At 60.1% G+C, this 11,868-nt stretch carries 9 protein-coding genes; 3 read left to right on the top strand and 6 right to left on the bottom strand.

Annotation, left to right across the window (positions count from 1 at the left end):
- Positions 1 to 660 precede the first annotated feature (660 nt).
- Both DXD94_RS04775 and DXD94_RS04770 read left to right on the top strand, forming a co-directional pair.
- Entirely contained in the window at positions 661 to 1,077 is a 417-nt protein-coding gene (locus DXD94_RS04775; RefSeq protein WP_117763384.1) for a DUF3830 family protein, read from the top strand.
- Between the two features lie 2 nt (positions 1,078 to 1,079).
- Positions 1,080 to 1,604 carry a hypothetical protein gene (locus DXD94_RS04770; RefSeq protein ID WP_117763383.1) on the top strand — a complete coding sequence of 175 codons (525 nt, stop codon included), beginning with the start codon at positions 1,080 to 1,082 and terminating at the stop codon, positions 1,602 to 1,604.
- A gap of 574 nt (positions 1,605 to 2,178) precedes the next feature.
- On the opposite strand, the gene nifJ is transcribed toward DXD94_RS04770, so the two are convergent.
- The 6 genes from nifJ to DXD94_RS04740 form a co-directional block, all read right to left on the bottom strand.
- Positions 2,179 to 5,718: a pyruvate:ferredoxin (flavodoxin) oxidoreductase gene (gene nifJ / locus DXD94_RS04765; protein ID WP_117743978.1), complete on the bottom strand. Its 3,540-nt coding sequence runs from the start codon at positions 5,716 to 5,718 to the stop codon at positions 2,179 to 2,181.
- Positions 5,719 to 6,182: 464 nt separating this feature from the next.
- The gene (locus DXD94_RS04760) at positions 6,183 to 7,121 is read right to left on the bottom strand and encodes an FHA domain-containing protein (RefSeq protein WP_117648550.1); all 939 of its coding nucleotides are present in this window, start codon (positions 7,119 to 7,121) and stop codon (positions 6,183 to 6,185) included.
- A gap of 3 nt (positions 7,122 to 7,124) precedes the next feature.
- Positions 7,125 to 8,969 (bottom strand): hypothetical protein, encoded by a 1,845-nt coding sequence (locus DXD94_RS04755; protein ID WP_117763382.1) that lies wholly within the window; start codon positions 8,967 to 8,969, stop codon positions 7,125 to 7,127.
- Positions 8,966 to 9,871, bottom strand: a complete 906-nt coding sequence (locus tag DXD94_RS04750; RefSeq protein ID WP_117743975.1) for a hypothetical protein — start codon at positions 9,869 to 9,871, stop codon at positions 8,966 to 8,968. Before DXD94_RS04750 ends, DXD94_RS04755 begins: the two co-directional genes overlap by 4 nt.
- 245 nt (positions 9,872 to 10,116) lie before the next feature.
- The gene (gene recR / locus DXD94_RS04745; RefSeq protein ID WP_089573257.1) at positions 10,117 to 10,713 is read right to left on the bottom strand and encodes a recombination mediator RecR; all 597 of its coding nucleotides are present in this window, start codon (positions 10,711 to 10,713) and stop codon (positions 10,117 to 10,119) included.
- A gap of 13 nt (positions 10,714 to 10,726) precedes the next feature.
- Positions 10,727 to 11,047 (bottom strand): YbaB/EbfC family nucleoid-associated protein, encoded by a 321-nt coding sequence (locus DXD94_RS04740; protein ID WP_117763381.1) that lies wholly within the window; start codon positions 11,045 to 11,047, stop codon positions 10,727 to 10,729.
- A 341-nt stretch (positions 11,048 to 11,388) separates the two neighbouring features.
- Between DXD94_RS04740 and DXD94_RS04735 the strand changes: the two genes are divergently transcribed.
- On the top strand, positions 11,389 to 11,862 hold the full coding sequence (locus DXD94_RS04735; RefSeq protein WP_117763380.1) for a hypothetical protein: 474 nt from the start codon (positions 11,389 to 11,391) through the stop codon (positions 11,860 to 11,862).
- The last annotated feature ends 6 nt before the right edge of the window (positions 11,863 to 11,868 follow it).

Here is an 11,868-nt window from a genome sequence, read left to right as displayed (position 1 = left end):
GCGTTGCCGCCGAGGGCGACGACGATGCGGTCGGGCTTACCAAGAGGCTTAGACATTGCTGGAATCCTTTCTGTAAAAGGCCTACAACCCATTAATAACCCGTGTCCGTGCGATACGCGAGTTTATTAAGGTTTATATTCTCTTTATCGCTCATTTTATTCATTTTGAAAATAGTGGAGCGGCGAACGGTCGTTTTTACCCGCTCAGCGTAAAGAAGCCCAGCTCAGATATGTTTACGCCATTTACGTGCAACTTCATTTTAATAGAGCAGGGATTAGACCAGATTATGCAAACTATATCTTTGCTAAACACAAAACAGATAGCGCAAAATCTTACTCGCACTATACGAGATTCTATGCACTTATTGGACGAGTATGCACCCTTACAAAAACATGGGGCTTTTCATCCAACAAAAAGGATAGTCGATCGTGCTTCACCCTGCGGTAAGCGACTGTGAACAAGTTGCGCTGTGCCCAAGCGTCCAAAAAAATCTAAACAGGGATATTGCTTCGGCTCCCAAGGCGTGATACTTTAGCCAAGTACAGCACGGGCTGGGGCGGCAGGCATCTGTCGTGAAGTTTGGGTTCGGCGACCCCGTGGCTGTCTTCTCCTTTATCCGCCAGCGAGCCCCTTGAGCGACGGATTGAGGAGGTCCTTACTATGACAAAAATGCTCAAGATTACGCTGAATGGTGAGACGTTTCTCGCCGACATGCTCTGGGACAAAGCGCCCGAAGCATGCAGATTGTTCGAAGCGTCCTGTCCGGTCGAGTCGCGCATCTTCTCGGCAAAGATTTGCGATACCGAGGTGACCTATCCCGTATCGGGCCCCATCGCCAACTACGAGCACATCGAGAATCCCGTCTTTAACGAGCCGGCGGGTGCGGTGAGCTGGTACGGCGGCTGGTCTTCGGTCTGTATCTTCTTTGATGTTTGCGAGCCTTTTGGCACCTGCAACATGTTTGCCCGCATCTGCGAGGCCGACCGCGAGCGCTTTGCCACCGCTTGTCGCAACATTTGGGACAATCAGGGCATGTACATCAAAAACGAAATCGTCGAGATCGAAGCGGAGGCCTAAAGATGATGAATATCGACACCCTGCTTGTACTCGACCTTGCAGAGTACACCACTTCGCTAGAAGCCCTTGCCGACCAAATGATGCTTGAGGAGCCGCGCGATATCGACTATATGCGTCGCCGCAAGCTCGACACTGGCCGCGAGTTCGCAGTATGGAACTTTACCGTCGGCTACTGCATGAACGCTGCCGACGCCCTTTCGCTCCTGCGCGCCCAGGCAGCCGAGAACGTCAACGGCAACACCGCTGACTTGGCCACCCTCAACAACAGCGCCGCGCGCCTGTGCGACTGGTTCTCGGGAGCCTTCGACGTCACCGGCAAGATGGACGACACGACCGCCATCCTCGCCCGCAGCCGCGACCTCTACGCCCAGGTCGAGACCCATGAGCAGTTTGCCGCCCTCACCCGCGCCACCGAGCGCTATCTGGTCCAGCTGCAATTTTGGGTCGATCGCCAGATTCCCTGGCCGGCCATCAGCGACCTGGTCCACGGCTACCGTCTGCGCACCGAAACCGGCGAGACAAGGTAAACCGGACTAGCAGCACCAACCACACCCCATCACGGGGCCCAAAGTAGTAATCAAGAGGCTGGAGACGCAAGCAACAGCGTCCCCAGCCTTTTTGCATGGTACCGCGCCGGTTCGATGGCTTTGAGACCTAAGCGAATCGTCGCTATCTGCCAATTTCTGTATGATTTGGGTCATTTCTAACTGCCAATTTTTGTACTTATAGGGGCAATCCTATCTACCAATTTTTGTCATTTAGGAGTTTTAATGCCACCCAGTAAGATCATTGATGGGCTTTTGAACTGGCAAAACAACTCCAATAAGGCGTTGCTTGTTATCAGCTCCCCCTCTATACCCAGAGAAGCGCGAGGTTTCGCGGCAATGCCGCGAAACAGCAACCGGGACAAAAGGCCCTGCCAACCACGCCCCCCGTTCAGCCCCACAATCCGAGGACGTAGTCGTAGCAGGATCTGAGGGCTGACCTTCGCGGACATTCCGCAGGACGAAAGAACCCCCGCCGCACGAAGTGCGCAGCGGGGGTTCTTTCATGTCCGAGGACGTCCGCGAAGGTCAGCCCTCAGATCCTGCGGTGAGAGACCTAGGCCTCGTTGTACACCGTCTTGAGCTTCAGCAGGTGCTGGTAGCGATCCATGGCGGCCTGCTCGTTCTCCTTGAAGAGCTCCTCGGCGCGCTCGGGGAAGGAACGCGTCAGCGAAGCGTAACGGGCCTCGTTCATCAGGAACTCCTGATAACCGCCCGCGGGCTCCTTGGAATCGAGCGAGAACTTCTTGCCGGCAGCAGCCTCGGGGTTGAAGCGGAAGAGGTTCCAGTAACCGCACTCGACAGCCTTCTTCATCTCGGCCTGGCAGTTCTGCATGCCGCCCTTCTTGATGGAGTGCATCTCGCAGGGGCTGTAGCCGATGATGAGGGACGGGCCGTCGTAGGCCTCGGCCTCATGGATGGCCTTGAGGGTCTGAGCCGGGTTGGCGCCCATGGCAACCTGTGCCACGTAGACGTAGCCGTAGCTCATGGCAATCTCGGCCAGAGACTTCTTCTTGGTCACCTTACCGGCAGCGGCGAACTGAGCGACCTGGCCCAGGTTCGAGGCCTTGGAGGCCTGACCACCGGTGTTGGAGTAGACCTCGGTATCGAAGACGAAGACGTTGACATTGTGGCCGGAAGCCAGGACGTGGTCCAGGCCACCGAAGCCGATGTCGTAGGCCCAGCCGTCGCCGCCGAAGATCCAGAAGGACTTCTTGGTGAGGTAAGCCTTGTCGGCGAGGATCGCCTTGGAAGCGTCGCAGCCGCACTTCTCGAGCTCGGCAACGTAGGCAGCGGCAGCGGTCTTGGAAGCCTCGGCGTCGTTGACGGAGTCGATCCAAGCCTGGCCGGCGGCCTTGAGCTCGTCGGACGGACCATCGGCAGCGATGATGTCCTGGGTGGCGGCGATCAGCTTGTTCTGGACGGCCTCGTAACCGACAGCCATGCCCAGACCGTGCTCGGCATTGTCCTCGAACAGGGAGTTGTTCCACGCCGGGCCGTGACCGTCCTTGTCCTTGCAGTAAGGAGCGGTGGCAGCGGGGTTGCCCCAAATGGAGGAGCAGCCGGTGGCGTTGGAGATGAACATGCGGTCGCCGGCGACCTGGGTCACCAGACGTGCATAGGCGGTCTCGGCGCAGCCGGCGCAGGAGCCGGAGAACTCCAGGTAAGGCTGCTTAAACTGGCTGCCCTTGACGTTGGCCGCGATGAGCTCCTTCTTCTCGGAGACGTTCTCGACCATGTAGTCCCAAACGGGCTGCTGGTCCATCTCCTGCTCGGTGGGAACCATCTCGAGGGCGCCCTTGGGGCAGACCTTGACGCAGTTGGTGCAGCCCATGCAGTCGAGCGGGGACACGGCCATGGTGAACTTCATGCCCTTGGCCTTGGGGCCCATAGCGTCGAGCGTGCGGGTAGCCTCGGGCGCGGCGGCAGCCTCGTCCTCGGTCATCGCGAACGGACGGATGGTGGCATGCGGGCACACATAGGCGCACTGGTTGCACTGGATGCACTTGGTCTCGTCCCAGTGGGGAACGACCACGGCGACGCCGCGCTTCTCGTATGCGGAGGCGCCCAGCTCAAACTGGCCGTCGGCGCAATCGACAAAGGCGGAAACGGGCAGGCTGTCGCCATCCATGCGATCGATGGGCTCGAGCAGGTTCTTGACCTGCTGAGCGATGGCGGACTTGGTCTCCTCGGAGAGCTCGACGGGAGCGGCATCCTCGGCGGTAGCCCAGTCGGCCGGAACCTCGAACTTACGGAAGGCGGTAGCGCCAGCATCGATGGCCTTATGGTTGGCGTCGACGATGGCCTGGCCCTTCTTCATGTAGGACTTGGTAGCCGCGTCCTTCATGTACTGCAGGGCGTCCTCGGCGGGCAGGACCTTGGCCAGCGCGAAGAAGGCGGACTGGAGCACCGTGTTGGTGCGCTTGCCCATACCGACCTTGGCCGCCAGGTCGATAGCGTCGATCAGGTAGACGTTGACGTTGTTGTTCGCGATGTAGCGCTTGGCCACGGCGGGCATGTGCTCGGCGAACTCCTCGTCGCTCCACTGGCAGTTGACCAGGAAGGTTCCACCCGGCTTGACGTCGCGGACCATCTTGAAGCCCTTGACGATGTAGCTGGGGTTATGGCAGGCGACAAAGTCGGCCTTGGTCACGTAGTACGGCGAACGGATCGGGGAATCACCAAAGCGCAGGTGCGAGACGGTGACGCCGCCGGTCTTCTTGGAGTCGTACTGGAAGTAGGCCTGGACGTACTTGTCGGTGTGGTCGCCGATGATCTTGATCGAGTTCTTGTTGGCGCCGACGGTACCGTCGCCACCCAGACCCCAGAACTTGCACTCGATGGTGCCAGGGGCTGCGGTGTTGGGCGCATCCTCGGCCTCAGGCAGGCTCAGGTTGGTCACGTCGTCGACAATGCCGATGGTGAACTCGCGCTTGGGCTCGTCCTTCTTGAGCTCCTCAAAGACAGCAAATGCGGACGCGGGAGGCGTGTCCTTGCTGCCCAGGCCGTAACGGCCGCCGACGACCTTGATGCCCGTCTTGCCAGCCTCGTAGAGAGCGGAGACGACGTCCTGGTAGAGCGGCTCGCCGATGGAACCCGGCTCCTTGGTGCGGTCCATGACGGCGATCTTCTGGACGGTCTCGGGGAGAACGTCGACGAAGTGCTTGATAGAGAACGGACGGAACAGGCGAACCTTGACCAGGCCAACCTTCTCGCCGTGAGCGTTGAGGTAGTCGATGACTTCCTCGAGCACGTCGCAGAAGGAGCCCATGCAGACGACGACGCGGTCAGCATCGGGAGCGCCGTAGTAGTTGAACAGGCCGTAATCGGTGCCGAGCTTCTCGTTGATCTTCTTCATGTAGCCCTCGACGACGGCAGGGAGCTCGTCGTAGACCTTGTTGCAGGCCTCGCGGTTCTGGAAGAAGATATCGCCGTTCTCGTGGCTGCCGCGGGTGTGCGGGTGCTCAGGGTTGAGCGCGTGGTCGCGGAAAGCCTGGACGGCGTCCATGTCGCACATCTCGGCCAGATCCTTGTAGTCCCACATGGCGACCTTCTGGATCTCGTGGCTGGTGCGGAAGCCGTCAAAGAAGTTAAGGAACGGGGTCTTACCCTCGATGGCGGCAAGGTGAGCCACCGGCGAGAGGTCCATGACCTCCTGGACGTTGCCCTCGGCGAGCATGGCGAAACCGGTCTGACGACAGGCCATGACGTCGGAGTGATCGCCAAAAATGTTCAGGGCGTGGGAAGCGACGCAACGCGCGGAGACGTGGAAGACGCCCGGGAGCTGCTCGCCCGCGATCTTGTACATGTTCGGGATCATCAGGAGCAGACCCTGAGAAGCCGTGTAGGTGGTGGTCAGAGCACCGGCACCCAGCGAACCGTGAACGGTACCGGCTGCACCTGCCTCGGACTCCATCTCGACGACCTTGACCGGGGTGCCGAAGATGTTCTTGCGACCCTGGGCCGCCCACTGGTCGACATGGTCGGCCATCGGGCTGGACGGCGTAATGGGATAGATTCCCGCTACCTCGGTGTACGCATACGAAACATATGCGGCCGCCTCGTTGCCGTCCATAGACTTAAACTTACGCGCCATATACCCCTCTCCTCTCATATAGGTATACAGGCCCCGGCGATCGCCGGGATGTTGGCGTGATGGGATTTTCGCTGTTGCTTCCATCATCTGGCAGGCAGACTGAGCAGCAGGTACATGGCGTGGAGAGAAGGCATGCCGAGGCGAGGGGCAGCTGATGCACCCCACAGACTCGACCGCCCGTCTTGCACATGACCGAGCGCCGCAAAGGCCGCATGCCGGATGCTCCCGGGCACGCCCCGGCGATGGGAAGCGCCCGCAACGGAAATCCGCATGCGGGTTTATTGTACCCCGCCGCCCACCTATATTTCGTCAAATATAGGTGGGCGGTAATAGGTGGGCGGTAAAGGTTTACCTTGGGTGACCGCCAAGGGCCAAAATGGCCCCTCCATCCCCGGGCGACTGGCTCTGGCGCGCCAAGGAGTGTCCCCAAGTGCCGGCAGAAAAGGAGCGTCCCTATCTGCCGGCTAGAGGGCACCGAAGAGGATGGCGTAGGTAGTGGATTCGCCGAGCTTGAGCTCGTCGCCGGGATTGAGTTGGGCGGAACGACCGGGCTCGACCTGAATGCAGACACGCGTGGCCCCGTTTACCACCACGGTTCCGTTGGTGGACGACAAGTCCTCGACGTGCCAGATATTTTGAGCATCGCACCAGATATGGGCATGGCGGGCCGAGACATCGTCGCCGACGTCGGTAATATCGCCCTCACCAGTGGCCAGCGCGCCAATCTCAACACCCTGCTCACTCGGCTGAATCCAGCGCGGGGCGCTCACGACAAAACTGTTTTGTATGCGCAGCAAGCCCAAAGGGTGCGCCGGGGCGGGTTCGCGTTCGCCCGCGGTCATCGACATGCCAAGCGAACGCGGCGTGGATGTGCCTCCGCCACAGGTCGCGTGCGCGTAGTCGATGGCATAGTTCACCGAGGACCGCACATCCGCCGAACAACCGACGGCGACAAACAGCACCAGCACGGCCTCGGCGCGCTCGGCGGGCATGAGTTCCGCCGCCTGGGACAGGCGATCGAGCGCGTTGCGATAGAGATTCGTGTCCTGGTGGCACTCTTCGAGCGCGCGTACCATCGGTTCACCTGCAGGACCGCAGACCATATTGATTACAGCCGTGGAGTCCATGGGATTGCGCTGGCGCAGGGCCAGTTGCGACATAATACGCGCAGCCGAGGTACCGTATTCGGCAAAGTAGCGCTGCTGAAGCGTGCCGACCGGCGCCCGAACGATAAAGCGGGAAACCCAAGAGCGATCGGCGGCTCGGCTCTGCGGGCTGCGGCCATCGGCGAGCGGACGGGACGAAAGCACCAAGCCACACAGCTCGATATGGCTCAGATGCGCCGCGCGCTTAAAGATATCAAACATGGCGCCGCATGGGGTGAGCTCAACTTGAGATGCCATGACCTAGTCCTCCTTGGTCGTAGAAATAGAATCGGACGATACTTCGACAGGTCCGCCAAAAGTGCGGGCAGCTGCGGCGCCACCAGCAAGCGGAGTCGTCATCTGGGCTTTTGTGCGTCGCGGTGCCGAAACGGGAAGTTCAAAGGCAAAGCCCATCGCAAGCAAAAACCACGTAAGTGTATAGGTTGCAATCAGAGCGGCAACAAGGCCGCCCATCACGTCGCGTTGAGAAAAAACGCTACATGCAGCCACAGCCAATACCGGAACCTCGCAGGCAGAAAGCGCAAGCACACCCTGCAGGAACCCCGAGCGCCGATCGCGCGCAAGTGCCCCCGCGGCAACGCCGGCTATGCCTGGCAGCGCCAACGCCAGTGCGGCAATAATACCCGGTAGCGACCCAGACCACACGAGCGATCCCAAAGTCGCCGTCACGCGAGCGCCCGATGCCAGCAGCGCCGCCGAAACCACGACCACAGTCCAAACCACTCCGCAGACGACCGCCGCGCCGACCATCAGCGCGCGACGAACCGCGCGGCCGGACGCATCCATGGGGCACGGCGTGAGCGGCTCGCCACGGAGCGAACGACCGACATTTTGCGCATAGTGGTCACAAAACGCCGAGAGCGCCGCCTCGACCGCCGCCGGCTCGGGACGATCTTTTTGAGAGCTGGACAGACAGGCCATCACCACGTCGAACAGCTGGGCATCGACAAACACCAACGCATCGCGTAGCTCCTCGGAATCCGGCTCAAGCCCCAGCTGCTGGGCCTGCTCGGCCGCGGCGAGCGCCACATCGGGCTCACGACGAAGCAACTGAGTCAAATCGCAACCGGGCGCATGGGCACCAATGGGATAGTCGGGCTGCGTGTCCATCTTGAGACGGTAGGGGCTGGCGATGTCGCGCGTCTTTTTGCGCGAACCCGAGGCGCCCGAAGTGCTCGGCACGGCTTCGTATGGCGCGACGCCGGCAATGAGTTCGTAAACCGTGCTTGCCGCGGCATAGACGTCAATCGCCGGCGACATACGCAAAGCGCGCAGGTCGGGAATATCGTCGGTGAGCATCTCGGGCGGGGCATAGGCAACCGTCGCGCGACGCAGCGTGGCATAGCGCTCGGTAAAGGATGCCTTGCCGCCGGTACCAGCCACGGCCGACGCAGGCTCAAGCGCCAGCGACGAGCCAAAGTCGATCAGGCACAGGTCAAAGGTGCCCTCGGCAAGCTGCCGGTCAAGCGGTAGACGCGCCGTACGCACCATAATATTAGCGGGCGAGATATCGCGATGGACAAAGCCCTCACCCACCAGGCTCATACGGCAGAGCAGATCGAACAGGTCACGACCCAAACGCGCCGCCACAAGCGGCGACAGGCGTCCGGCATCGTCCACGGCGAGCCGCGAACGCAAGCGGGCGAGCGTCTCGCCCTCGACCCATTCCATGACAATTGCAGGCACACCGTCGACCTCGCCCCAGCCATAGAGGCGGGGAAAGCCCTTAAGGCCCGAAAGGGCGCGATGGCATTCGTATTCCTCGCGAAACGCCGCCTTGAACTTGGCGACCAGCGCCTCGTGAGTTGCATCGTCGTCAAACTCATCGCGCGTCGGCAAGATGAGCTGCTTGAGCGCCACGGCCTCGCCTTGGGCGTTGACGGCACGCGTCACGCGGCCGATACCGCCACGGCGTATGGTGGCATCGTCGGCAAACAGCATCGTAAAACGACGCAGATAGGCAGGCAGTTCGTCCTGACCGAGCGCAATGGCCGGCTCAAACCCGTCGACACGCGCCAGGCGCAGGCCGACCATGGAATCGCGACCGAGCGATTGTGGTGTGGTGGATGCAAGATCGGTCATCATAGGGCAAGCGCCGCCACGTTATTGTTGAAGTTACCGAGCGCGACGTCATCATCGCCGTAATGGCCGACCCATTGACATAGGTTGGTGTAACAGCCCCACAGATTGGCATACTGCTGATACCACTTTGACCGGGGCGAGAATGTCTGACGACCGAACTCGGCTCGAATGACAAACATCTCCCCGACCAGACTGTCGCACGGCCTGGGATCTCCCGTAGAGTTATAGGTCGAAACCACGTCATTGGCACGAGAAACATAGCCGTCGAGCATGTTGTACTTGGTCACAAGCCAACTGTGAATGCTCTCTTCCTCAGCAGCGGAAAGGCCACCGGAGTTTGCATCGTTGTCAGTGTTGCCGCCCGTCGAGCCGCCGTTTCCAGACCCTCCGGCAGAGGAACCCGATCCTGAGCCGCCGCCCGAACTCGACGAATCCGAGCCGGAGCCAGAAGTATCCGAGCTACCGGGCTTTCCGGACTGCTGGGCGTCCTGCTCCTTCTGCTGCTCGACCTTACTCACCGTTGCCGCCACGCTATTGTTGGACAACCGATCGATGATCTTGGTGTTGGTGAGCACGATGGTTTTGCCATTGGCAAGCGTGACTTCGTTGTCTGGGGCCTCGGCGCCGTTCGCGTCGTCGGTGCCAAACACAATATGCGCGACCACACTTGCCCAAGCATATCCAGTCGTGGTGCCCAGGTCACTTTTGACCTCATGCCCCACGCGCGGTTCGCGTGCGGCATGCGCCTGCATCATGGACGGCACGGTCATGCCATAGACAGAAACGCCAGCTATGACCAGCACCAGCGAGCAAGACAGCAGTGCGTACGCCCGCGGCGCCAAGCCCAGTCGGCGTCGCATGCGCACCGCGGCGCCGCGCTTTGTCTGAGTGCCACCGGGCCGCATGCGTTCTCCTCCAACAAAAACACGCCGCTCGGGAGCGGCGCATTCATTCGAATCCATATTTGAGTGTATCAGCGAACCCAAAAGGTTGCGAAACGAATGGGCAAATTAAGGATGCGAATGAAAGCATCCATGCGATAAGCGGATACAAAGCATCTTTGTTGCACAACAAACTTACAGTCGCACGGGGAAATTATGGCTACCCCGTGCGTCGCGAGGATAACATACGGCAGGAGCAGGCTCGCCACCTAAATCGTGCGACGGGCCTCAATGGCGCGCCCAAGCGTAAGCTCGTCGGCATACTCCAGGTCGCCGCCCACGGGAAGGCCGCTTGCCAGACGCGACACCTCGACGCCCAGCGGCTTGATAGTGCGGGCCAGGTAGCTCGCCGTGGTCTCGCCCTCAATATTGGGGTTGGTGGCGATGATGACCTCGTGGATGTCCTCGTGGCCCAAGCGTGCCAGCAGCTCACGAATGTGCAGCTGCTCGGGGCCGATCTTGTCCATGGGACTAATCACGCCGCCCAATACGTGGTAGAGACCATGGTAGCTGCCCGTGCGCTCTATCGCCTGGACATCGCGCGGCTCGCCCACCACGCAAATGCGAGTGGTATCGCGCATCGAATCCTGGCAGATGGAGCACTCGTCGGCCGTGGCGTAGTTAAAGCAGCGGCTGCAAAAGTGAACCTCCTGCTTAACCTCCAGGATGGCCTCGGCCAGGCGACGCGCCTCCTCGGCATCGGCCTCGAGCAGGTAATAGGCGATGCGCTGAGCCGACTTGGGGCCAATGCCCGGCAGGCGGCCCAGCTCATCGAGCAATTTTTGCAGGCTATGGTTGGCACTCATATATATGCGCGTCTTAGAACGGCATGCCCGGGATGTTGAGGCCGCCAGTGATGGCGCCCATCTGCTTGTTGGCGAGCTCGTTGACGCCGCGAACGGCCTCGTTGACGGCAGCCATGATCATGTCCTGCAGCATATCGACGTCCTCGGGATCGAGCGCATCGGGATCGATGGTGAGGCTGACGAGTTCCATCTCGCCGTTAACGATCACCTTGACCATGCCGCCGCCGGCAGAGGCGTCGACGGTCTGGGACTTAAGGTTTTCCTGCGCGGCGGCAAGCTGCTCCTGCATCTTGCGAGCCTGCTTCATCATTTGTTGCATGTTCATACCGGCCATGATGGCTCCTTTACGTGCGGCCGCGCGACAAGCTGCAAGGGCAGCCGGAGCGCGACGGGACTTTCAAACTCAAAAATCGTACCACGGCGCGGGGCAAGCAAGCGGGGCGGACACGCTACCTCAGTCGATATACATGTCCTGGAGTGCAAGCCGCACCCAAAGATTATGCGAAGTTGAATAATTCGCATCTGCATAATATTGAAAGCTAAATCTTGTAGAGCCGGAATCCGACATTTTCTGCGTACCACTAAATGGCTAAATGCCGAACCGCTGCTCGAGGCGGCGCTCATGATGGCAGGGTATAATTTGATTGTCACAGACAGCAATTTGGAGGTGCCCCCATGAATGCCCCCGACGCGCTCCAAAACATCCGCTCAAAACACCCCGTTGCATATGTGGTTCTCTATCTCTTTGTCGGCTGGGCATTACTGGTTGTCATCACCCATGCTATAGCCTTTGGAGCAGAACTGCTGATAGCCAGCTCGGACCAGCCCGTCGTCAAATGGGAAGCGACCGATGAGTGCACCGACGGGACCCGGACCGTTTACTACAACAGCCCGTCCCTTTACCAAGAGCTCAAGGTCAAGATAAAAGATTCCAAGATTGTTGATGCCGAGCCAGGCTCTTTTTTGACAATCGGAGCAGTTGCCAACGACATGCAAGTCGAGTACACAGACAGTCGTGCGACGTATCGTGTCGACCTCAGCACCCTAGGACGACCGTCGCGTACCTGTCTGCTCGAATGCGATATAAGCGGCACCACACTACACATGTCCGAAATACAGATGCGCCCGGGCAAGGGGCTCTCTTCTTGAGCAGTA

Source organism: Collinsella sp. TM10-22, from assembly GCF_003466125.1.
GTDB lineage: Bacteria > Actinomycetota > Coriobacteriia > Coriobacteriales > Coriobacteriaceae > Collinsella.
This window is presented reverse-complemented; position numbering and strand designations above follow the sequence as displayed.